This window comes from Streptomyces sp. NBC_01017, assembly GCF_045162795.1.
GTDB classification, from domain to species: Bacteria; Actinomycetota; Actinomycetes; order Streptomycetales; family Streptomycetaceae; genus Streptomyces; species Streptomyces machairae.
Genome location: NZ_CP108683.1, coordinates 4,235,079 through 4,257,125, shown reverse-complemented (window position 1 = coordinate 4,257,125; position 22,047 = coordinate 4,235,079). Strand labels below are relative to the sequence as shown.

Sequence of the window (22,047 nt, the reverse complement as noted above, 5' to 3'; positions counted from 1 at the left end):
GGTGAACGACCCGGACGGGGTCTATCGCGATCTATCGTGTTTGGGTACGCTGCTGCCGTGGACCTTCAGAAGCAGACCGCACCCGCTGCCGCGACCGAGCTCCGTGCCTCCGACGCGGACCGCGACCGGATCGCCGACATCCTGCGCGACGCCCTGGCCGAGGGCCGCCTCACCGCCGACGAGCACGCGGAGCGCGTCGAGGGCGTGCTGGCCGCGAAGACGGTCGGCGAACTGGACGTCTTCATAAGGGACCTGCCCGCCGCCCACCAGCGCCGCGCATCCCATGTGCCCGCCCCTGCGCGCCCCGCCCCGGGCGCGATCCCGGCCGAGCCCGACGACAACGTGGTCGCGGTCTTCAGCAGCGCCGTCCGCAAGGGCCGCTGGCGCGCGGGCCGCCGTATCCACGTGTACGCGGTCTTCGGCAGCGTGGAGATAGACCTCAGCGAGGCGCTCTTCGAGTACCAGCAGGTCATGATCCGGGCGGTCTCGATCTTCGGCAACGTCGAGGTCCGTGTCCCGGAGAACGTCTCGCTGCGCGGCACCGGCGGCGGTGTCCTCGGCAACTTCGAGGTGGACCACCTCGACGCGGAGGACCCGTATGCGCCGGTGGTCCATGTCGACGGCTGGGCCGTGCTCGGCAACATCGAGGGCAGGCCGAAGCGGGGCAAGCTCGTCGCGGACATACTCGACCGCGTCCAGCGCAAGGTCGACAAGGGTTTGCGCAAGCATCTGGATCGTTGACGGTTGTGAAGCGGATCGGCTCCTTCCTGGCTCCCGGGCCCTTCCGGGGGCCGCGCAGCGGCGCGCAGGACCCCCCGAAATCCAGCGGTTCGGAACTGACTGCATAGGCGCGCGTACAGCGGGTAGACCTTGCTGCATCGTCTCTCGCTCGCGAAGCCGTCGTCAGGAGTAGACCGTGCTGCAACCGCCGCATTCGTCCCTGCAGGTAGCTGCCGTTCCGGCCCAGCGGGTGCCAGCGCGAGACAGGGATCAAGACGCCCCATGGCATACGGAGGCCGTGTGCCGGCGTGACGAGGCAGGCCTCTTCTTCGCCCCCTCCAAGGAGCCCACCGCGGCCCGCCTCTCCCGTGAAGAGGCCGCCAAGCGGGTCTGCGCCCGCTGTCCCGTCATGGTCGAGTGCCGCGAACACGCCCTGCTCCAGCCCGAGCCGTACGGCGTCTGGGGCGGCCTCACCGCAGCCGAACGCCGAGTGGTCCTGGCAAGGCGCCGCCGCCGCGAAATGGAACTGAAGAAGACGGCGAGGACGACCGACCGCATAGCGCAGGCAGGCTGAGAAACAAGAAACAGGGCGCCCCCTCCGCACCGGGGGCGCCCTGTTCGGCTGTGAGTTGCAGTCAGGGGGCGCGGCGAACGCCCGAAAGGGCGCGGGGAACCGCGCGATCGGCCGGACACCGACCCGCAGTCGCCGACAACCCGCAGCCCCCGAGTTCTCGGGCGGCGCTACCCCCTGCTGCTACTTCGCGCGGTCGAAGTCAATCGCGCTGTACGCCCGCAGCTTGCTCAGCCGGTGCTCGGAATCAATCCGCCGCACCGTCCCCGACTTGGACCGCATCACGATCGAGTCGGTCGTCGCGTTCTCCGACCGGTACCGCACACCGCGCAGCAGCTCACCGTCGGTGATCCCGGTGGCGACGAAGAACACGTTGTCCCCGGCGACCAGGTCATCGGTCATCAGCACCCGGTCCAGGTCGTGCCCGGCGTCGATCGCCCGCTGCCGCTCCTCGTCGTCCTTCGGCCACAGCTTGCCCTGGATCGTGCCGCCCAGACACTTCACCGCACAGGCCGAGATGATCCCCTCCGGCGTACCGCCGATGCCGAGCAGCATGTCGACGCCGGTGCCCTCGCGCAGCGCGTAGATCGACCCCGCGACATCGCCGTCGGAGATCAGCTTGATGCGCGCACCGGCATCCCGGATCTCCTTGATGATGCCCTCGTGCCGGGGCCGGTCGAGGATGACGACGGTGACGTCCTCGGGCGTGGACCGCTTGGCCTTCGCGACCCGGCGGATGTTCACGGACACGGGCGCATCGATGTCGACGAAGTCGGCGGCCTCGGGGCCGGTGACCAGCTTGTCCATGTAGAAGACGGCGGACGGGTCGAACATGGACCCCCGGTCCGCCGCGGCGAGCACGGAGATCGCGTTGGGCATGCCCTTCGCGGTCAGCGTGGTCCCGTCGATCGGGTCGACGGCGATGTCGACCTCGGCCCCGGTTCCGTCGCCGACCCGCTCCCCGTTGAAGAGCATGGGCGCCTCGTCCTTCTCACCCTCGCCGATGACGACGACGCCGTTCATCGACACGGTGTGGACGAGGGTCCGCATGGCGCGCACCGCGGCGCCGTCGGCGCCGTTCTTGTCGCCCCGCCCGACCCAACGGCCAGCGGCCATCGCCGCTGCCTCGGTCACACGGACCAGTTCCAGGGCGAGGTTGCGATCGGGGGCTTCGCTGGGTACTTCGAGCTCGGACGGCAGCTGATGATGATTCTCGGTCATCGAGGCGCACCTTTCTGATACGACGACGGCCGGATGAGGGTGACCGCCCTGACTCTATCCTCGGGCGTGCAGAATGAGCAGGGGGCCCCACGGATGAGCAGCCGGGGCACCTGCGACGATAGGGGCGTGGCAGGTTCGAACGGCAAGCAGAAGTCGGTCCGCAACATGGTCCTCTCGCTCGGAGTGACCGTGCTCGCGGCGGGAGTCATCTATCTCTTCGTCCCCCATGACGACGGCGAACCCGACCTCCCGCGGGTCGACTACCGCGTGGAGCTGCTCACCGCCCGTCGCGCGGCGTCGTACCCGGTGGTCGCACCCCAGGGCCTGCCCGACACCTGGAAGGCGACGTCCGTCCGCTTCAAGGGCGACGACTTCGACGCCTGGCATCTCGGCTTCCACACCTCGGCCGGGGCGTACGTACAGGTCGAGCAGTCGACCGAGAGGCCGGCGACGTTCCTGGAGGAAGCCACCCAGGGCGGGCAGCCGACCAAGGACACCGAGGAGATCGGCGACCGGACGTGGACGCGGTACACGGGCGGCCGTTACGAGGCACTGGTGCACCAGGACAAGGGTGCGACGACCGTGGTGGCCGGCACGGGCTCGTTCGAGCAGCTGACGCAGATGGCGAAGGCTCTGAAGGCGGAGTGAGCACCTGAATGTGAGGAAGGCCCCCGGCGGCAGCGCCGGGGGCCTTCGTCATGTGCGCTTGGTTCAAGCAGCGACGGGCCGGACTCAGACCGTCGTGATGACCTCGTCGTACGCCAGACGCGGGGAGCGCGGGTACCAGGCGTCGGGGCCGGGCCGGCCGATGTTCACGACCATCAGCGGGGTGTGGTCGTCGTCCAGGAACTCCTTGCGGACGCCCTCGAAGTCGAAGCCGGTCATCGGGCCGGCGGCCAGCCCGGCGGCGCGGACGCCGACGATGAAGTACGCGGCCTGCAGGGCGGCGTTCAGCCCGGCGGCGTTCTCGCGCGCCGGACGCTCGCTGAAGAAGACGTCCTTGGCCTGCGGGAAGGCCGGGAACAAGGCCGGCAGCTCCTCGTGGAACTCGTTGTCCGCGGACAGGATCGCGACCAGCGGGGCGGCGGCGGTCTTGGCCTGGTTGCCCTCGGCCATGTGCTGCACCAGGCGCTCACGGGCCTCGGCGGAGCGGACCAGGGTGATGCGCAGCGGGGTCTGGTTGAAGGCGGTGGGGCCGTACTTGACCAGGTCGTAGATGGCCTGGACCTGCTCCTCGGTCACCGGCTCGTCGGTGAAGGTGTTCGCGGTGCGGGCCTCGCGGAACAGCAGGTCCTGGGCGGCGGGGTCAAGAACGAGAGACATGCGTGAACCTTCTCGGGTAGTGCGTGCGTCGTGCTTCGTGCCGGTAAACGGACCGGGGACCGTTTGTCGGTTCGACGGTACGCGAGATAAGTTCAAGCTTCAACAAAAAGCGGGGCGTGGTGATCCGCTTCACAGCCCCGCTCATGCGTTACCGGTCGTCCGAGCCGTCCGCGCCGTCGGCGCCGCCCTCCTGCTCGGCCTCGGCCTCCTCGGCGAGAGCCGCGTCCAGCCGCGCCCGCGCCCCGTCCAGCCAGCGCCGGCACACCTTGGCCAGCTCCTCGCCCCGCTCCCAGAGCGCGAGGGACTCCTCCAGCGTCGTACCGCCCGCCTCCAGCCGCCGTACGACCTCGATCAGCTCGTCCCGGGCCTGCTCGTACCCGGGTGCCTCTTCCACCTTGCTGGTCATTCGCCCACCCTATGCATCGGTTTGTGCGTCGCTTCGCGCGTCGCTTCCTGCGTCGACTCGTACGGAGAACTCGCCCTCGGCGACCCGCGCCCGCAGCGCTTCGTCCGCCGTCACTTCGGCCGGGTCCCGGACCACATGCCCGTCGGCCCTCTGCAGCACCGCATACCCGCGCTTCAGGGTCGCCGCGGGGGAGAGGGCCACCACGCGCGCGTGCGTGTGCGTCAGCTCGGAGGCCGCGCGGTCGAGGAGGTGGCCGAGGCAGCGGCGGCTGCGGTCGAGGAGCGAGGCGACGTGATCGGCGCGCTCGTCGATCATCCGGTGCGGATCCTCTATCGAGGGCCGCGCGAGGGCATGGGCGAGCCCGCGTTCCTCGCGCTCCACGAGCGCCTCGACACAACGCCGGGCCCGGTCGCGCAGCATCCGCACCCGCTCGTACTCCTCACCCACGTCCGGTACGACCTTCTTGGCCGCGTCGGTGGGGGTGGAGGCGCGCAGGTCGGCTACGTAGTCGAGGAGGGGGTTGTCGGGTTCGTGCCCGATGGCGGACACGACCGGCGTCCGGCACGAGGCGACCGCCCGCACCAGCTGCTCGTCGGAGAAGGGCAGCAGATCCTCGACGCTGCCACCGCCCCGGGCGACGACGATCACATCCACGTCTTCGATCGCGTCGAGCTCCTTGACCGCCTGCACGACCTGTGGCACGGCATGCACGCCCTGCACGGGGACATTGCGCACCTCGAAGCGGACCGCGGGCCAGCGGTGGCGGGCGTTCTCCAGGACGTCCCGCTCGGCCGCGGAGGCCCGGCCGCAGACCAGGCCGATCAGCTGGGGGAGGAAGGGCAGCGGCTTCTTGCGCTCCGGCGCGAAGAGCCCCTCGGCGGCGAGGGATTTCTTCAGCATCTCCAGCCGGGCGAGCAGCTCGCCGACGCCGACGGGCCTTATCTCCGAGGCGCGCAGGGAGAGCTGGCCGCGGGGCGCGTACCACTCCGGCTTGGCGAGTACGACGACGCGGGCGCCCTCGCTCACCACGTCGGCGACGTTGTCGAACACCTGCCGATACGCCGTCACGCTCACGGAGATGTCGTACGACGGGTCCCGCAACGTCAGGAACACGACCCCGGCGCCGGGGCGCCGCGACAGCTGGGTGATCTGGCCCTCGACCCAGATCGCCCCGAGCCGGTCGATCCAGCCCCCGATGAGCCGGGACACCTCGCCGACGGGCAGAGGGGACTCGGGGGTTGTGTTCGCAGCCATGCGGCGAGCGTAACGGGGAGGGCTGACAACGCGGTCCAGCCGCTCCCGGACCCCCGCTTCGGGCCCCTCAAGGACGGGACGGGTAGGGGCGGGGGCGAAGAACCAGCACAGCGACCCCCACCCCCAGCCAAACCGCCCCCACCACCTGCGCAACCCCCGCCGCCGCCACGATCACCGCAACCGTGATCGCCGCCCCCACCACCGGCACCACCCCATGCCGCCACCAGCTCACCGGCCCCCCGCTCTCACCCCGACCCCCACGCCGCACCACAAACCACCCCACCACGCTCGCGTGCAGCAACGTGAACGCCGTCAGCGCCCCGACGTTGACCACCGACGCCAAGTGATCCAGCCCGTCATCCCGCCGAGCCGCCCACACGGCAGCGACCAGCGTGACGACGCCCGCGCACAGCAGGGCGACCCGCGGGACGCCGGAGTCCGTCCTGGACAGCACCCGCGGCAGCCCCCGCGCCCGCCCCATCGCGAACAGCAGCCGCCCCGCCGCAGCCTGCCCCGCCAGCGCAGCGAACGCGGCGCCGATCGCCTTGCTCACGGCCACCAGATCGTGCAGCCACGTCCCCACCGACGCGTCCACGGCGTCGTAGAACGCCGCTCCCCTGCCGCTCCGGCTCGGCCGCCAGCCGGGCGGACGACACCGGCTCCAGCAGCGCCACCAGATAGGTCTGGGCGAGGAACAGCACCCCGGCCAGCGCAAGACAGAGGAGCACCGCCCGAGCCACCTTCTCCGACCCGCCGGTCACCTCCTCCGCGAAGGAGACGATCGCGTCGAAGCCCAGATACGACAGCACCGCGATCGACACCGCGCCGATCACCGCCGCCACCTCGAACGAACCCTGCGTGCCGTCCCCCGACAGCGGCGACAGCCACCCCCGCTGCGCCCCGTCCCGCGCGAGCACGACCACCGCCGCCCCCACGAAGACCAGCAGGACCACGATCTCCATGGCGAGCACCAGGAAACCCACCCGAGCCGCCACCCGCACGCCCCACAGGTTCAACAGCGTCGTGATCACCACCGCCAGCGCGGTCCACACCCATCGCGAGACCTCCGGAACCAGCGCGTTCATCGCGATACCGGAGAAGAGATAGGCGACGGCGGGAATCAGGAGGTAGTCCAGCATCGCCATCCAGCCGGCGATGAATCCGGCCCGCTCACCGAGCCCCACGCGCGCGTACGCGAACACCGACCCCGCCCGAGGGACCACCCGCACCATCTGCGCGTAGCTGAATGCGGTGAACGCCATGGCGACCGTCGCGACGAGGTACACCAGCGCGACCGCCCCGTGCGATCGCGCGTCCAGCGTGCCGAACACGCCGACGGGCGCCATGGGCGCGATGAACAGCAGCCCGTAGACGACCAGGTCACGGAAGCCGAGGCTCCGGCGTAGCTCGTGTCCTTCGTCGGACGTACGTTCCGCTGTGCCGGTCCCGGACATCACGCCTCCGCCAGTGCCTCGTCCGTCGCTCCGTTTCCCACCCCTCACAGCCCACGGTCAGTGTGCCCACCGACCTGTCACCCATGCGATCTTCGACCCGCCGAACGCACCCTTACGATGGGACGCATGACTGCTTCGCCTGGCCGCCGTGTCCTGCTCGCCGCCCCCCGTGGCTACTGCGCGGGTGTGGACCGCGCCGTGATCGCCGTCGAGAAAGCCCTGGAGCAGTACGGCGCTCCGGTGTACGTCCGGCACGAGATCGTCCACAACAAGTACGTCGTGCAGACCCTGGAGAAGAAGGGCGCCATCTTCGTCGAGCGGACCGAGGAGGTGCCGGCGGGGAACATCGTGATGTTCTCCGCGCACGGCGTCGCCCCTGTCGTCCACGAAGAGGCAAAGCGCGGCCAACTCGCCACCATCGACGCCACCTGCCCCCTGGTCACCAAGGTCCACAAGGAAGCCGTCCGCTTCGCGAACGAGGACTACGACATCCTCCTGATCGGACACGAGGGCCACGAAGAGGTCATCGGTACGTCCGGTGAGGCCCCCGACCACATCCAGCTCGTCGACGGCCCGGACGATGTCGCCAAGGTCGAGGTCCGTGATCCGTCGAAGATCGTGTGGCTGTCCCAGACCACCCTCTCCGTCGACGAGACCATGGAGACCGTCGACGCGCTGAAGGAGAAGTTCCCGCAGCTCATCTCCCCGCCCAGCGACGACATCTGCTACGCCACGCAGAACCGCCAGCTCGCGGTGAAGCAGATGGGAGCCGAGGCCGAGCTGGTCATCGTGGTCGGCTCGCGCAACTCCTCCAACTCCGTGCGGCTGGTCGAGGTCGCCAAGCTGGCCGGCTCCCGCGAGGCCTACCTCGTGGACTTCGCCGCCGAGATCGACGAGGCCTGGCTGGAGGGTGTCACCACGGTGGGCGTCACCTCCGGCGCCTCCGTCCCCGAGGTGCTGGTCGAGGAGGTCCTGGAGTGGCTGGCCCAGCGTGGCTACGGCGACGTCGAGCTGGTCAAGGCGGCCGAGGAATCGATCACCTTCTCGCTGCCGAAGGAACTCCGTCGTGACCTGCGCGAGGAGGCTGCGGCACTGATCGCCGAGCGCACGGGGTCCGGCGGTTCCGGCGACTCCGGGGAGTGACTGTCAGTCGTTCGTCGTAACGTAGGGCCATGCAGATCTTCGGCTTGGACATCGGCGGATCCGGGATCAAAGGTGCCCCGGTGGACCTGGACAGGGGCGACCTGACGGAGGAGCGCTTCAAGGTGCTCACTCCGCACCCGGCCACGCCGGACGGGGTGGCGGACGGCGTGAAGCAGGTCGTCGAGCACTACGGCTGGACGGGGCCGGTCGGTCTCACCTTCCCCGGCGTGGTCACCGGCGGCTCCACGATCCGTACGGCGGCGAACGTCGACAAGAGCTGGATCGACACCGACGCGCGCGCGTTGTTCAGCGAGCGCCTCGGCGGCCACCCGGTGACGGTGGTCAACGACGCGGACGCGGCCGGCGTCGCCGAGATGCGTTTCGGCGCGGGCCGCGACCGCCGCGGCACCGTGATCCTCCTCACCTTCGGCACGGGCATCGGCAGCGCGCTGTTCATCGACGGCGCCCTGGTCCCCAACACCGAGCTGGGCCACCTCGAACTCCACGGCCACGACGCGGAGAAGCGCGCCTCCAGCAAGGCCAAGGAGGACGAGGACCTGTCCTGGGAGCACTGGGCCCACCGCGTCCAGAAGTACCTCGCCCATGTCGAGATGCTGTTCTCCCCGGAGCTGTTCATCATCGGCGGCGGAGTGAGCAGGAAGGCCCACAAGTTCCTGCCCCACATCGAGGGCATCAAGGCGGACATCGTCCCGGCGCAGTTGCAGAACAACGCGGGGATCGTGGGCGCTGCGATGCACGCGGCGGAGCAGGACGGCTAGCCGACCGGCCGACGCTCACGTCTGGTGGCGCCGGGCCGCCGCCCTGCGCGCCACCAGGCGCACTCTCCGTACGAGCACGATGAGACCGGCGATCAGCGTCCCCCCGTACAGCCACCCGGCCTGCGTGGCGAGGCCGGTGAAGAGGCCCATCAGGTGCCCGCTGATCCCGCCACCGTGGTCGGACACCGGAAGCAGCCCCACGGCGAACGCGATCGGCAGGACCACCGGCGCGGTCATCAGGTCACCCCTGCGCACCCAGACGGCCGTCAGCACGCACACCGGCACGAACAGCACGCCGTACAGCGCGAGCGACGACCCGAACAGCAGCGAGTCGAGGTAGCCGAGCACGACCATCACGGCACCGCAGAACAGACCGCTGCCCAGCCCGGTCAGCCGGGGGTTGGGAAACAGGCGCAGAGCCTGCGGCGCCGAGGGCGGCCCGGGGTGCCGTACCGCCGCTGCCGCCGGGTCCGAACTCGGGCGGCGCTGGGAGACGGGCCGGGTGGCGCGCGGGGGTGAGGCGGGTTGCGCGGACCGCGCGGGCCGGCCGGCCCGGGCCGCCGCGGCGGACCCTGGGGCCGCCTCCGGGTTCCCCGCGGGGCCTGGGGTCTCTACGGCCCTCGCGGACCGGGCAGCCCCTGCGGACCGGGCAGCCCCTGCGGACCGGGCAGCCCCTGCGGACTCTGCGGACCGGGCAGACCTTGCGGACCGCGCAGGCCAGGCGGGCCGTGTGGGCCAGGCCGACCGAGCCGCACCGCTCACACCTCGCGAGAATCCGCCCTCGCCCCGCCTCATACCACCCTCACCCCGCACCACTCGGTCTTCACCCCGCGCCAGTCCACTCGCGCTGTCTTCACTTCGCCGCCGCCCCGCACCATTCCGTCCGCGCCCCGAGCCGGTCTGCTCGCGCGGCGCTCCTCGCTCTCCATGCCCCGCGTCAGTCCGCCCCCGCCCGTCTTCACCGCGTTGCGGCCCCGCACCTTTTCGTCCGCGCCCCGCACTGCGCCGTTCGCGCCGCGCTCCAAGCTGTCCTCTCCCCGCACTGCTCCGCTCACACCTCGCGCCAGTCCGTCCGCGCCGCGCACCGCGCTGTTCACGCCCCGCACTGGTCCGCCCGCGCCCCGAGCCGGTCCGGTCGTGCCGGGCACCAGCCGGACCTCTTCCCTCGCTCCTCGGCCTGCGCGTCGCATTGGGCCCGCCCGAGGCCCGCGTCGGCGCGCCCCTGCCCCGCACACTCCGCTCGTGCCCCGCGTCCGTCCGCAGGAGCCGGTCTTCCGTGCGCCGCCGCCCCGCGCTGCTGCGTCGCCGCCCCGAGTCGGTCCGTTCGCGCCCTGCTCTGCACTGCCGGCGCCTGGAGCCATTGCGCTCGCGCCCTGGGCGGGTCCGTTCGTGCCGCGCTCTGCACTGTCCGCGCGCCGACCCATTTCGCGTGCGCCCCGAGCCGGCCCGGCGACGCCCCGCACTGCTCCGCCCCCACCCGGCGTCGGCCCGTCCCGTCCCCGCACCACACCGCCCTCGCCCCGCACCACATCGCCCTCACCCCGTGCCGACTCACCCTGCCCCCGTGCCGACCCGCCCCCGCCTCGCCTCAGCTCGGCCCCTCCCCGCTCTATCGCGGCCCGGCCCCTCGTGACGCGGCCCCCGCCCCGTCCCGCCGCGCCTCCACCCCGAGCCGCCCGCTGCGGCAACGGTGGTGGCGTGCCGCGTGGCGGTCCGTGCCCGGCAGGTCGCGCCCTGTATTGCTCCACTGGTCCAACCTAGGTCGGTTTATGTGGCGAATCGGGGATCGGACACGCCCGGGGGCGGACCTTGGCCAGGTGTTCGACAGGGCGCAAGGGCCCGGGCCGGTACGCCGTAGACTGGTGGATCGGCCCGTGCATCTGCATCGAAGATCGATCTGTATCGAAGATCGAAGAAGGACCGGGCCCCAGCCAAGCCCCTGAAGTCCTCTCACGTACGGGAAGTCGCAACGTGTCGCTCACGATCGGAATCGTCGGTCTGCCGAATGTCGGCAAGTCGACCCTGTTCAACGCCCTGACCAAGAACGACGTGCTGGCGGCCAACTACCCGTTCGCCACGATCGAGCCGAACGTCGGCGTGGTCGGCGTCCCGGACCCGCGCCTCACCAAGCTGGCCGAGATCTTCTCCTCCCAGCGCGTCCTGCCGGCCACCGTCGACTTCGTCGACATCGCGGGCATCGTGCGCGGCGCCTCCGAGGGTGAGGGCCTGGGCAACAAGTTCCTCGCGAACATCCGTGAGTCCGACGCGATCTGCCAGGTCATCCGCGCCTTCAAGGACGAGAACGTCGTACACGTCGACGGCAAGGTCTCGCCCAAGGACGACATCGAGACGATCAACACCGAGCTGATCCTCGCCGACCTCCAGACCATCGAGAAGGTCCTGCCCCGGCTCCAGAAGGAGTCGCGGATCAAGAAGGACATCGCGCCGAAGGTGAAGGCCGTCGAGGAGGCCCAGGAGATCCTGGAGAAGGGCGACACGCTCTTCGCGCACGGCATCGTCCAGGGCACCGAGCGCAACGAGCTTCTGCACGACCTGCACCTGCTGACCACGAAGCCCTTCCTGTACGTCTTCAACGTCGACGAGGACGAACTGACCGACGAGGACTTCAAGAACGAGCAGCGCGCCCTCGTCGCCCCCGCCGAGGCGATCTTCCTCAACGCCAAGCTGGAGGCGGACCTCGCCGAGCTCGACGAGGACGAGGCGCTCGAACTGCTCCAGTCCGTCGGCCAGGAGGAGCCCGGCCTCGCCACCCTCGCCCACGTCGGCTTCAACACGCTCGGTCTGCAGACCTACCTGACGGCCGGCCCCAAGGAATCCCGCGCCTGGACCATCAAGAGGGGCGCCACCGCCCCCGAGGCCGCCGGTGTCATCCACACCGACTTCCAGAAGGGCTTCATCAAGGCCGAGGTCATCTCCTTCGCCGACCTGGTGGAAACCGGCTCGGTCGCCGAGGCCCGCGCGAAGGGCAAGGCGCGTATGGAGGGCAAGGACTATGTGATGCAGGACGGGGATGTCGTGGAGTTCCGCTTCAACGTGTGACCCCCCATGCCGCTGACCCGGAGATCCTGCTGAAGCAGCACGGGAATGCCGGCGAGGCGGTGCGGAAGGCGGGTTCGTCGGCGTAGTCCGGCGGACCCGCCTTCCGGGGTCGGGCACTGCTCGCCCCCGGAAGGCGGCGCGCGTCTTGTCAAGGAACTGCGGTCAGTCATGGACCACGACGTGTCGAGGCGCATGTGTCCCTCTGGTGTCGGGAAAGCGGTATCTGGTTATGTGGTCCTTTCGGTACTCCATGGACCGTCCGCTGAGCGAATCAGGCAGGTGGCATGAACTGCGACGAGTTCGTCGAGCTGGTGACCGTCTTCCTCGACGGCGCCATGGACGAGCCGACCGAGCTGCGCTTTCTCACGCACCTGACGAGGTGCGACGACTGCGAGATCTGTCTCGACCAGTTCAAGCAGACCATTGCAATCCTTGGTGAGCTGCCCGCCGAGAGTCTGCCCGCCGAGAGTCTGCCCGCCCCGAGCCTGCCCGGCGAAGCGAGTGACCGGCTGCGGGGCGCGTTTCGCGCGATGCGGCGAGGTTGACGGCTGACCGCGGCCTCGTGCGCACGGCTGTGACAGTCCTTACCGGGACATGAACGAAGTCACCGCCATGAGATCTCGATCACTGGGCTGCCCTAAGCTGACCTCCCAGTTGACGGCCGGCAAGGGGGAGTGACGAATGGCGGGCGCACGCGAACTGCCGCCGGACGAGGTCCTGGTCCAGCGGCTGCGCGACGGTGACGAGGAGACGTTCGCCCTGGTGTTGGACACCTGGTCCGGCGGCATGCTCCGGCTGGCCATGTCCTTCGTGTCGACCAAGGCATCCGCGGAGGAGGCCGTCCAGGACACCTGGCTCGGAGTCATCAGGGGGATCGGCGACTTCGAGGGCCGCTCGTCCCTGAAGACATGGGTGTACCGGATCCTCGTCAACACGGCCAAGGCGCGCGGTACGAAGGACAGCAGGACCGTCCCCTTCACCAGCCTGCTGCCCGAGGAGGAGGGGCCGACGGTGGACGCCGCACGGTTCCGCGGCCCCGACGAGCAGTACCCCGGCCACTGGGCCGTCGGGCAGCAGCCCCGGCATCTGCACATTCCCGAGGACCATGTGCTGCGCGGCGAGGTCCGCGAGGTCATCGCGGAGGCGCTCGACGAACTCCCGCCCCGCCTGCGCACGGTGATCACCCTGCGCGATGTGGAGGGGTACGGCTCGGAGGAGGTCTGTTCCCTCCTGGACATCTCGCCCGGAAACCAACGTGTCCTCCTCCATCGGGCGAGGGCGTTCCTGCGCCGTAAGCTGGAGGACTACTTGTCCGGTGCCCATGACGTCGTGGCGGGAGGGAACGACCGTGGACTGCGTTGACTTCGTTGAGCTGGTGACCGACTTCCTCGAGGGCGTCCTGTGCGAGGACGACGAGCGGCGCTTCATCGAGCACCTGGCGGAATGCACCGGGTGCGAGACCTACCTCGACCAGTTCCGTCAGGCGATCGCCACGACGGGCGAACTGACCCCGGACAACATCTCGTCGGACGCCAGGCAGCAGCTGCTCTCCGCCTTCCGGAACTGGCAGGGGCAGTGACGGCAGTGACGGCAGTGACCCTCGGATAACCGGCAGTTCGTCGGCGACGCCTTCGCTCGATGCCTTTGTATCCAAGGGAGTTGTAACGCTCGTGCGGCCCGCCCGCACTGAACGGCATGACTCTGCTCGGACGACTCTTCTTCGGCGTCATCGCCGCACTACCCGGCGGCGCGCTCGTGGCCGTCGTGACCAAGCCTCCATGGCTGCCGTGGGCCGCCCACACAGTGGTGCTGGGAGCCGTGCTCGGCCTCCTCCTCGGCGGCCGGCGACAGAGCAACGGCTCGGCCTTCTCCGTAGGTCTGCTCATCGGCCTGCTCGACTGGGTGACGTGGACGCTCACCCTCGCCCCCGCGCTGGACGGACAGAAGCCGTCGTGGACGATCGCGGTGGCCGTCTCGCACTTCCCCGAACTCGTCGGCGCCGCACTGTTCGGCGCGATCGCCGGGCTCTCGTTCCACGCCCTGTGGGCCTGGTTCCCGCCCCGGCCGGCGCCCCAGCGGGCCAAACCCCATGTGGTGATCGTCGGTGGCGGCTTCGGCGGCGTCGGTGCCGCGCGGGAACTGGACCGGCGCCTCGGCCGCGGGCTCGACGCCCACGTGACGCTGATCAGCGACTCGAACTTCCTGCTGTTCACCCCGCTCCTCGTCGGCGTCGCCTCCAGCACGGTCGAGGCCAGGCATGTGAGCGCCCCGGTGCGCGCCGGGCTCGGCCATGCCTCCTTCCTGCACGGACGGGTGGCCTCGATCGACACGCAGAACCGCAACGCGTACGTCTCCGCAGGCAAGGAGGGGATGCTCCGCGTGCCGTACGACCAACTGGTCCTGGCCGTCGGCGCGGTGCCGCACTTCTTCGACCTGCCGGGAGTGGGCGAGCACGCCTTCGCGATGAAGTCCGTCGAGGACGCCACGAGGCTGCGCAACCAGGTGCTGGGCGGGCTGGAGCGGGCCGACCTGGAGCCGGATCCGGCCGAGCAGGCCAGGCTGCTGACGTTCGTGGTGGCGGGCGGCGGCTTCGCCGGGACGGAGCTCGTGGCCGAACTGTTCGACCTCGTCCATGACGTACTCCACTTCTATCCGCGGCTGCACGGGCTGCGGCCCAGGTTCGTGATCGTGCACGCGGGGGAGCGGCTGCTGCCGGAGCTGTCGCCGCAGCTCGGCCTGTACGCGCAGCGCAAACTCGGCGGACGCGGCATCGAGTTCCGTCTCGGCGCGCGCGTGAGCAAGGCCACCGCCGAGGACATCACGCTCGACTCCGGCGAGACCATCCCCACCCGCACCCTGGCCTGGACCGCGGGCAACCGGCCCAACCCGCTGGTGCAGCAGGTCATGCCGCCGCCGCTCGCCGTGCAACCCACCATGCAGGTCCCCGGCATACCCGGCCTCTGGGCCCTGGGCGACTGCGCGAGAATCCCCGACCTCGCGGGCGGCTTCCACCCGCCGACCGCGCAGCACGCGATCCGCGAGGGCAAGGCGGTGGCGAAGAACATCGCCGCGGTGCTCCGCGGACGCCGACCCGTCCCGTTCCGCTTCGGCGGCCTCGGCGTCCTGGTCTCGCTGGGGCACCGCACGGCGGCCGGCGAGATCGGCGGGCGGCGGGTCTCCGGTTTCCTCGCCTGGGTGCTGTGGCGCTCGGTCTACCTGAGCAAGCTGCCCAGCGTGGAGAAACGGCTGCGGGTGCTCGCCGACTGGACCCTCGACCTGGTCTTCCCCAGGGACATCGCCCTCTCGACCGAATCCACCAAGGAGGACCGTCATGTCTGACTCCGGAAGCGCCGTCCGCAGCGCCGGACTCGGAGCCCTCGCCGGCCTCGCGGGAGGGCTGGTCTTCGGCGGGGTGATGGCGGAGATCGGGTACCTGCCCACCGTCGCGGCGATCGTCAGAACCGACTCACCCGGCGTGGGCTTCGCCGTCCACCTGCTGATCGCGGCGGTCATCGGGGTCGTCTTCGGCGCCCTCGTCGCACGCCAGCGCGAGCTGCTGTTCTGGGGACTCGCGTACGGCGTGCTGTGGTGGTTCCTCGGGCCGCTGACCCTGCTGCCGTTCCTGCTGGGCAGGTCGGTGGCCTGGGACGTGGCGTCGGCACAGGCCCTCATCCCCAGCCTGCTCGGCCACCTGGCCTACGGGGCGGCCACGGCCGCCGTCCTCGCCCTGCTGGTGCGCAGGGAGCGGCAGTTCAGGCCCGGACTTCTGGTGCGCGCGTCGGCCTCGGGGCTGCTCGTCGCCCCGGTGCTCGGGCTCGGCTGGAAGGGGCTGATCGTCGGGCTGTTGGCCGGTGCGTCGTATGCGGTGGTCTTCGGCGACGCCCGTGAGGGCTCCGGCCCCGCCCTGATCCGGGGTGCCGCCTTCGGCTTCGTCTGGTGGGGGCTCGCGGCCGTCACGGTCTCGCCGCTGCTGGACGGGCGGGGCCTCGAGTGGACGCCGGCCGCGGTGCGCACCGGCGTGGCGTCACTGCCCGGACACGTGTTGCTCGGTGCCGGTACGGCTCTGCTCAGCGGCTGGCTGGGCAGCCTGTCCCGGGTGGTGTTCTCCGACGACGTACGGCACGCCCAGGAGGGACGTCTCACCGGCGGGCGGGTGATCTCGATCTGGCACGGCGTCATCGCCGGACTGGCCGGCGGCGTGCTCTTCACCGGCGTCATGGTCGCCGTGGGATTCCTGCCGACCGTCGCCGCCCTGGTCGGCTCCGAGTCGGAGGTCGTGGGCCTTGTCCTCCACCTGCTGATCTCCCAGGTCGTCGGCGTCACGTACGCGGTCTTCTTCCGTCGGCGCAGCTTCGACGCGGCCTCGGGGGTCGGCTGGGGTGTGTCGTACGGCTTCCTCTGGTGGGTTCTCGGCAATCTGACGCTGCTTCCCGTGCTGCTCGGGGCCGACCCGCAGTGGAGCGCCGCCGCGCTGGCTGTGGCGTTTCCCTCCCTCGTCGGCCACCTCGCCTACGGCGCCGTACTCGGCCTGGTGTACCAGCGGCTCGAGGAGCGGGTCGCCCCCTGGCATCTGACCCGTAGTGAGGCGGCCGCGGCCCGGGCGGCCGCGCGGCACGAGCAGACGCTGAGCGCGGCCCCCGCGCTGTGGAGCCTGATCACCTGCGTGGCGTTGCTCATCCCCATCCTGGTGTCGTAGGAGGGGCCCCACACAGCAGTGGGGCGGGTGGCATGGCCACCCGCCCCACTGTTTTCCGCGCGATCCGGTTCCGTCAGGCGCTCTGCTTCAGTTCGGCCGCGCCGAAGGACACGCTGAAGCGCTCGCACCAGATCGTCACCGTGGAGTACTTGTTCAGGTCGGTGCCCGCCGGGATCGCGTAGTTCTGGTTGCCTTCGTTGCCCTTGAGGTCGCCGAGGTCGACGTGCTTGCCGTCGTCGAGGTTGCCGCCGCCGCCCTGCTCGACCGGCTGGTCGCTGAGCCACACGTGCAGGGCCGGGCCGTCGGAGGTGCGCAGGTCCGTCAGGCGCAGGGTGGCCTTCCCGCCGTCGAGCTTCAGCACCTCCACCGAGCCGCTGGTCTCGTGCTCGTGGGACACGAAACTGCCGGTCGCCGACGGCTTGGCCGCCGCGGCCCCCTGCCGGCCGGTGGCCACGGGAGCCGCCTCGTCCACGCGGTCCGTGGTGAACAGCCGCCAGGGCTGGAAGAGGTAGAGCCCGACGGCCACCGCGACGACCACAACCGCGGTGGTGATCCACAGGAGGGGGCGCTTGTTTCGGCACATGAGGGTTTTCCGTTTCTGTTCGTTCCGATTGGTGTTTCAGGGCCCGCATACGGGACCCACGCACAGGGCCGGCCCGGGGATGCCGCCCCGAACCGGCCCTGAACTCTGCTTAGCGCCAGCTCCAGTTGACGGCGCCGTAGGTTCCCCTGGTGGTGATGTCGATGCCCCGGCTGTCGGCGTAGCTGAACCCGGCGAAGACGTAGCTGCGGGAGCCCTTCCACTGCCCTTGGACCGCGTAGAGGCTGACCGCCTGGTTGGGGTCCTTGAGCACGGGCGAGATGGTCTGGCACTTTCCGGCAGGCACGCGGAACGCGTAGCCACCGTGGTTCGGGAACTCCACGACGGTGTCGTAGCCGCTGCCGTAGTTGCAGAGTCGGAACTTGTGGGGGGTGCCTGCCTGGGCGGTGGCCGCCGGGACGAGGGCGGCGGTCGCCGCGATCACGGTGGCGGCCGCGATCCGGGCGGACCACTTCGTGAGTGTGCTCTTCTGCATCGTTTTCCCTTGTCCTCGTCCCCGTGCCTGTCCTTGTTCCTGTCCTCGCCCTTGGCCGGTCAGCACTGGTGCTCAGCGGGGCGCGGCTGCTCGGGGGCGGTGGAGTGTTCGGGGGCGGTGGAGTGCGCGGCCCTCTCGCGGCGCAGCTCGTCGGCCTCGTCACGGACGGCGTCGAGTCGGACCTCGAGCATGCCGACCCGCTCGCGGTAGCGCTCCAGTTCGGCCCGCACGAACTCGGCGTCCGCCACCTGACGGGCCGTCTCCTCGCGGATCGTGGCGGTCTCCTCGGCGAACTTCTGCTGCGCGGTGTCGAGAGCGGTGACGGCCATGTCGGCTGCCTCCTCGGCGAGTGTGGCGCGCTCCTCGGCGGCCAGGATGCGCTGTGCGGCGGCGCGGGTGACCGTCTCGATCCGGGCCTCGGCCGCAGCCGAGTCCGTGATGATCGCCAACTCCTCGATGTAGGCGGGCAGATCGGTGGCGAGCTGCTTGATGAGCGTGACGACGGCGTCGCGCGACTGAGCGGCATCGTCGCCGTCGTTCATCGACATCACGGCCATGTCCGCCATGGCCGTCATCTCACTGGTCACGGCTTCCACCGACGCCTGCTCGGACGCATCGGCGACGGGGGCCTGCCCGTGCCCCTGGGGCACCACCTCGGCGCCGGGGACCAGCCCGGCCGCGTATGCGGTGGGGGCGGGCCAGGGCTGCCCGGCGACCGGCGCCTCGGTGCCCTTCGCCTCGTCCTTGGCCGCCTTCTTGGCCTCGGCTGCCACGCGCTTGTCCTCCTTGCGCTGCTGCCGCTTGGCGCGGAACTTCCGGAACGCGCCGAGCGCGTTGTGCTCGGGGTGCTCGCAGTAGCGGGGCGCCGGACCCTGCGCGCCGTGTGCGTGCGGCTCGGCCGGGTTGGTGCAGCCCGGGTAGGCGCAGGTGGGGACGGTCTCGGTGGACTCGACGGTCATTCTCGGGCTCCTCGTTGCTGACTTGCTGACGTACTGACTGGCGTACGGGCCGGCGTACTTGCCGACGTACTCGCTGACTCGCTTGTGGACCTGCCGGCCTGCGACCTGCGGACCTGCCGACCTGCCGGTCAGCGGTATTCCGGGTTCTCGAAGTCGAACCGGCACCCGGCGTCCCACTGCGACCGCTGGTTGCCGTGCGCCGGAACGCCACCGGCGTCCTTGAGCAGCCGGGCCAGATGCAGCAGGTTCCACGTCATGAACGTGGTGTTCCGGTTGGTGAAGTCGTTGGTGGGACCGCCGGAGCCCGGATCGAGGTAGGAGGGACCCGGCCCGGCCTCACCGATCCAGCCCGCGTCCGCCTGCGGCGGGATCACGTATCCCAGGTGCTGGAGGCTGTACAGGACGTTCATGGCGCAGTGCTTGGCGCCGTCCTCGTTGCCGGTGATCAGGCAGCCGCCCACTCGCCCGTAGTAGGCGTACTGACCGGCGTCGTTGAGCAGGCCGGAGCAGGCGTAGAGGCGCTCGATGACCAGCTTGGCGACCGAACTGTTGTCACCCAGCCAGATCGGCCCGGCGATGACGAGGATGTCGGCCGCCATCACCTGCTCGTAGATCGACGGCCATGCGTCGCGCTCCCAGCCGTGCTCGGTCATGTCCGGCCACACGCCGGTGGCGATCTCATGGTCGATCGGCCGCAGGTGCTCCACAGAGACGCCCTGCTTCTCCATGATCCGCGAGCTGAGGTCGATCAGGCCCTGGGTGTGGCTGCGCTCCGGACTCTTCTTCAGCGTGCAGTTGAGGAACAGCGCACGCAGGTCGTCATGGCTCATACCCCTCAGTGCCTGCGGCGGGCCGAACGTTACAAGCGACGCTCGATTTCTCCGGACGCGAGGTCAGGACGGGGTCGCAGCACCCGAGTTCGTACCGGAGTCCGGCGCCGTGCCCGCCCCGGCGCCGTCCCTGTTGTTGTCGCCGTTCCAGCGGAGCGTGACGTCGAGGTGGGCGCCGGCCGTGGCGCTCGACAGGACCGCGCCCAGCTTGGCGTCCAGGACGACGCCGAAGGTGACCTCCACCTCGTCGGGCCGCTCGGCGAGGGACCGGAAGCCGCCGATCACCTCGGACGCGGCGGCGGTGACCGGTGCCAGGGCCTCCCGCAGGGAAGTCGCCGCGCTCTCCAGACGGGTCCCGAGTCCCACCGCGCCGGTGCCCGCGCGAGCGGGCGGGGCGACGAGGACGACGGTGCCGTCGGAGAGGGTGAACTGGACTGCGTCCGGCATGGGGGCTCCTGGGGGAGGGGGGAGTTGGGGCGCGTCAGGCGTGGTTCGGGGTGCCGCAGAGGGGAGTGGGCGGCGGGGAGTCCCGCATCGCCCGCTGGACTTTGTTGAGCGCCTCCAGCAGTGCGGGCAGTTCCCTGCCGTTCGCGTACTCCAGGACCGCTCGGTAGAAGGCGGCGGACACATCGGGATCCATCGCGTCGGCGGCGCTGAAGCAGAGCGTGTAACCGGAACGGAGCATCCCGGCGATCCGCTCCTGGGTGTCGTTGCCGTACGCCGTCACCTTCCTGTTGGCGGAGAGCGCGAACCCGGGTGCGTCCACCCAGGCCTGCTGTGCCTGTTCGCTCGCCAGGTAGGAGATGAGCTTGTCGGCGCTGTCGTTGTTCCCGGTGAACTTGCCGACGAAGTCCGCCGAGACCTCCAGCACGCGATCCGGGGACGGCGTCACGTACGTGTACCTGCCGGGCGTCACGCGGTCGGGCTCGAAGCCCATCGCGGACAGTGCGCCGTGGCCCAGGGAGCAGGAGTTGTCGGTCATGCCGTCGGTGGCCTCGCTGAACGCGCGCGTGGCCGCGCCGGCGGGGGCACTCTCGATCAGATCCCCCCACGCCCGCCACGCCTCTTCGACCGGCGTCGAGTCCCACTTCAGATCACCCGACACCCAGGCCTCGTACGTGTCCGCGCCCGCCTCGGCGAGCAGCAGGTCCGCGATCCAGTCGGCGCCCGGCCAGCCGGACGTCGGGCCCGACTCCAGCCCCAGGCACCAGCTCTCGGGCCGGGCGCGCAGTGCGGTCCAGGTGCGGGGAGGGGGCGGGGCGGCCCTCGTCGCGTCGTACCAGACGAGGCTCTTGACGTCGGCCTTGACGGGGACCGCGTAGACGTCGCCGCCCTCCATGGCCAGCTCGCGGAACGGCTCGGGGTACGCGGCCGTGTCGACGGCGAGCGGCCTCAAGGCTCTGTCCTTGCGGTACTCGGAGATCGCGCCCACGCTCGGCAGCACCGCCAGGTCGGGCGCCGCCTCCGCGGCCACCGCGGCGTCGAGTTGCTGGGTGAGGGCGCGGGTGACCTGTGGCTCGACGTCGATGCCGGGGTTGCGGTCCTCGAACGCCTCGATGACCGAGTAGAACGCCTTGAACTCGGTGCCGGACCAGGGAACCATGATCGTCACCCGCTCCTTCTCGGGCCCGCCGCAGCCGACCGCGGCCAGCAGCAGACCGAGGGCCAGGGCGCAGCGCACCAGTGGTGCCGTCGGCCGCCTCATGGGTGCGGGAACCGGTACTCGTCGATACGGGGGCGGTAGGCCAGGTATCCGAGCCCGCCTGCGGCGAGGAGCAGGGGCAGCGCGATCGCCGTGACCCATCCCTTGCCCGGGAGCAGCGGATCGCTGCACGCGGTGACGGCGACGGACGCGGTCGCCAGCAGGGCCAGGCCGAGCGCCGGGCTGGGGTACTGCTTGAAGTGCCGGGCGACGACACAGCCGGTCGCACAGGCCAGCAGCAGCATGACGGCCACCGGCGTGAGGAACAGGGGCCACAGCAGGTAGGGGTTCAGCCACAGCGACCGGAGCTGCTCGTCCAGGGCCAGGGTCTCGATCTCCCGGAGATCCTCCAGCGATTCGATGAGCCCGCCGGTGAACCGGACGTCACGGCCCTCGTGGTCCCTCTCGGGTCCGTCCTCCACGGCCGCGATGGCCGCCGACGCACCCTGCGGGCCGTTGGCCAGCTGCAGGCAGGTCGTCAACTGGCCCTGGACGAACTGGATGTGGTGCAGCCCCTGCTCCCCGGCCGCGTTGCCCTTGGTCGCCGAGGTGAGGAGGGTGCTCACGCTGGTGGTGGCGTTGGCGAAGCCGGTGCCGGCGCCGATCAGGTCGACCTCGCCGGTGGCCGCCTCCGCTTTCGTGAGCTCGACTTTCGCCTGTACGGCTGCCTCGCGAGCCGCCGTGAGGTTGTCGATGGCCTGGCGCGTGCGGCCCGCGGCGGCCATCTGCTCCCCGGCCCGATTGGCCACCAGCAGATACAGCAGCGCCGTCAGCGCCACCATGCTCAGCACGCCCACCCGGAGGCGGCGCAGCACGATGACGGGATGGGCCCGCCGCCCCGCACGATTCCGTC

Annotated in this window: 24 protein-coding genes and 1 pseudogene; 11 read left to right on the top strand and 14 right to left on the bottom strand. The window is 70.6% G+C overall.

What is annotated here, in order from left to right; all coding sequences use genetic code 11:
• The first annotated feature begins 57 nt into the window (after positions 1-57).
• Both OG331_RS19165 and OG331_RS19160 read left to right on the top strand, forming a co-directional pair.
• The gene (locus OG331_RS19165; protein WP_406197775.1) at positions 58-741 is read left to right on the top strand and encodes a DUF1707 domain-containing protein; all 684 of its coding nucleotides are present in this window, start codon (positions 58-60) and stop codon (positions 739-741) included.
• A gap of 175 nt (positions 742-916) precedes the next feature.
• Positions 917-1,294, top strand: coding sequence for a WhiB family transcriptional regulator (locus OG331_RS19160; RefSeq protein WP_328879564.1), 378 nt, complete (start codon positions 917-919; stop codon positions 1,292-1,294).
• A gap of 180 nt (positions 1,295-1,474) precedes the next feature.
• On the opposite strand, the gene glpX is transcribed toward OG331_RS19160, so the two are convergent.
• Positions 1,475-2,512: a class II fructose-bisphosphatase gene (glpX, locus tag OG331_RS19155; RefSeq protein ID WP_406197773.1), complete on the bottom strand. Its 1,038-nt coding sequence runs from the start codon at positions 2,510-2,512 to the stop codon at positions 1,475-1,477.
• Between the two features lie 126 nt (positions 2,513-2,638).
• Here glpX and OG331_RS19150 point away from each other — a divergent pair, with 126 nt between their 5' ends.
• The gene (locus OG331_RS19150; RefSeq protein WP_406197771.1) at positions 2,639-3,160 is read left to right on the top strand and encodes a DUF4245 domain-containing protein; all 522 of its coding nucleotides are present in this window, start codon (positions 2,639-2,641) and stop codon (positions 3,158-3,160) included.
• An 84-nt stretch (positions 3,161-3,244) separates the two neighbouring features.
• Here the strand turns inward: OG331_RS19150 and OG331_RS19145 are convergent, their stop codons facing one another.
• The 4 genes and pseudogenes from OG331_RS19145 to OG331_RS19130 form a co-directional block, all read right to left on the bottom strand.
• A complete protein-coding gene (locus OG331_RS19145; protein WP_328879561.1) occupies positions 3,245-3,835 on the bottom strand; it encodes a malonic semialdehyde reductase in 591 nt (196 codons plus the stop codon).
• 148 nt (positions 3,836-3,983) lie between these two features.
• A complete protein-coding gene (locus OG331_RS19140) occupies positions 3,984-4,241 on the bottom strand; it encodes an exodeoxyribonuclease VII small subunit (protein WP_406197768.1) in 258 nt (85 codons plus the stop codon).
• Positions 4,242-4,250: 9 nt separating this feature from the next.
• A complete protein-coding gene (xseA, locus tag OG331_RS19135) occupies positions 4,251-5,495 on the bottom strand; it encodes an exodeoxyribonuclease VII large subunit (RefSeq protein ID WP_406197765.1) in 1,245 nt (414 codons plus the stop codon).
• Between the two features lie 67 nt (positions 5,496-5,562).
• A pseudogene (locus tag OG331_RS19130) lies at positions 5,563-6,949 on the bottom strand (APC family permease).
• A gap of 117 nt (positions 6,950-7,066) precedes the next feature.
• Here OG331_RS19130 and OG331_RS19125 point away from each other — a divergent pair.
• Both OG331_RS19125 and ppgK read left to right on the top strand, forming a co-directional pair.
• Positions 7,067-8,092, top strand: coding sequence for a 4-hydroxy-3-methylbut-2-enyl diphosphate reductase (locus tag OG331_RS19125; RefSeq protein ID WP_406197763.1), 1,026 nt, complete (start codon positions 7,067-7,069; stop codon positions 8,090-8,092).
• A 29-nt stretch (positions 8,093-8,121) separates the two neighbouring features.
• Positions 8,122-8,871, top strand: a complete 750-nt coding sequence (ppgK, locus tag OG331_RS19120) for a polyphosphate--glucose phosphotransferase (protein ID WP_406197760.1) — start codon at positions 8,122-8,124, stop codon at positions 8,869-8,871.
• A 15-nt stretch (positions 8,872-8,886) separates the two neighbouring features.
• On the opposite strand, the gene OG331_RS19115 is transcribed toward ppgK, so the two are convergent.
• The gene (locus OG331_RS19115) at positions 8,887-9,225 is read right to left on the bottom strand and encodes a DUF6542 domain-containing protein (RefSeq protein ID WP_406197758.1); all 339 of its coding nucleotides are present in this window, start codon (positions 9,223-9,225) and stop codon (positions 8,887-8,889) included.
• Between the two features lie 437 nt (positions 9,226-9,662).
• On the bottom strand, positions 9,663-10,019 hold the full coding sequence (locus tag OG331_RS19110) for a hypothetical protein (protein ID WP_406197756.1): 357 nt from the start codon (positions 10,017-10,019) through the stop codon (positions 9,663-9,665).
• 823 nt (positions 10,020-10,842) lie between these two features.
• Here OG331_RS19110 and ychF point away from each other — a divergent pair.
• From ychF to OG331_RS19080, 6 genes are all read left to right on the top strand, one after another.
• Positions 10,843-11,931, top strand: coding sequence for a redox-regulated ATPase YchF (gene ychF / locus OG331_RS19105; RefSeq protein ID WP_328423923.1), 1,089 nt, complete (start codon positions 10,843-10,845; stop codon positions 11,929-11,931).
• Positions 11,932-12,215: 284 nt separating this feature from the next.
• The gene (locus OG331_RS19100) at positions 12,216-12,476 is read left to right on the top strand and encodes an anti-sigma factor family protein (protein ID WP_406197753.1); all 261 of its coding nucleotides are present in this window, start codon (positions 12,216-12,218) and stop codon (positions 12,474-12,476) included.
• Positions 12,477-12,612: 136 nt separating this feature from the next.
• Positions 12,613-13,293, top strand: a complete 681-nt coding sequence (locus OG331_RS19095; RefSeq protein ID WP_406197750.1) for an RNA polymerase sigma factor — start codon at positions 12,613-12,615, stop codon at positions 13,291-13,293.
• Positions 13,280-13,510, top strand: a complete 231-nt coding sequence (locus tag OG331_RS19090; RefSeq protein ID WP_363047663.1) for a zf-HC2 domain-containing protein — start codon at positions 13,280-13,282, stop codon at positions 13,508-13,510. The genes OG331_RS19095 and OG331_RS19090 overlap by 14 nt, the downstream gene beginning before the upstream one ends.
• A 116-nt stretch (positions 13,511-13,626) precedes the next feature.
• Positions 13,627-15,270 carry an NAD(P)/FAD-dependent oxidoreductase gene (locus OG331_RS19085; RefSeq protein WP_406197748.1) on the top strand — a complete coding sequence of 548 codons (1,644 nt, stop codon included), beginning with the start codon at positions 13,627-13,629 and terminating at the stop codon, positions 15,268-15,270.
• Positions 15,263-16,627 (top strand): hypothetical protein, encoded by a 1,365-nt coding sequence (locus tag OG331_RS19080; RefSeq protein WP_406197745.1) that lies wholly within the window; start codon positions 15,263-15,265, stop codon positions 16,625-16,627. Before OG331_RS19085 ends, OG331_RS19080 begins: the two co-directional genes overlap by 8 nt.
• A gap of 73 nt (positions 16,628-16,700) precedes the next feature.
• On the opposite strand, the gene OG331_RS19075 is transcribed toward OG331_RS19080, so the two are convergent.
• From OG331_RS19075 to OG331_RS19045, 7 genes are all read right to left on the bottom strand, one after another.
• Positions 16,701-17,210: a DM13 domain-containing protein gene (locus tag OG331_RS19075; protein WP_406197742.1), complete on the bottom strand. Its 510-nt coding sequence runs from the start codon at positions 17,208-17,210 to the stop codon at positions 16,701-16,703.
• Positions 17,211-17,319: 109 nt separating this feature from the next.
• Positions 17,320-17,703 (bottom strand): hypothetical protein, encoded by a 384-nt coding sequence (locus tag OG331_RS19070; RefSeq protein WP_363047670.1) that lies wholly within the window; start codon positions 17,701-17,703, stop codon positions 17,320-17,322.
• A gap of 59 nt (positions 17,704-17,762) precedes the next feature.
• Positions 17,763-18,662, bottom strand: coding sequence for a hypothetical protein (locus OG331_RS19065; protein ID WP_406197738.1), 900 nt, complete (start codon positions 18,660-18,662; stop codon positions 17,763-17,765).
• Positions 18,663-18,790: 128 nt separating this feature from the next.
• The gene (locus OG331_RS19060; RefSeq protein WP_363047672.1) at positions 18,791-19,492 is read right to left on the bottom strand and encodes a flavodoxin family protein; all 702 of its coding nucleotides are present in this window, start codon (positions 19,490-19,492) and stop codon (positions 18,791-18,793) included.
• A 63-nt stretch (positions 19,493-19,555) separates the two neighbouring features.
• Positions 19,556-19,939 carry a CU044_2847 family protein gene (locus OG331_RS19055; RefSeq protein WP_406197736.1) on the bottom strand — a complete coding sequence of 128 codons (384 nt, stop codon included), beginning with the start codon at positions 19,937-19,939 and terminating at the stop codon, positions 19,556-19,558.
• 34 nt (positions 19,940-19,973) lie between these two features.
• Positions 19,974-21,197 (bottom strand): ABC transporter substrate-binding protein, encoded by a 1,224-nt coding sequence (locus OG331_RS19050; protein ID WP_406197734.1) that lies wholly within the window; start codon positions 21,195-21,197, stop codon positions 19,974-19,976.
• The gene (locus tag OG331_RS19045) at positions 21,194-22,009 is read right to left on the bottom strand and encodes a hypothetical protein (RefSeq protein ID WP_406197732.1); all 816 of its coding nucleotides are present in this window, start codon (positions 22,007-22,009) and stop codon (positions 21,194-21,196) included. Before OG331_RS19045 ends, OG331_RS19050 begins: the two co-directional genes overlap by 4 nt.
• Positions 22,010-22,047 lie beyond the last annotated feature (38 nt).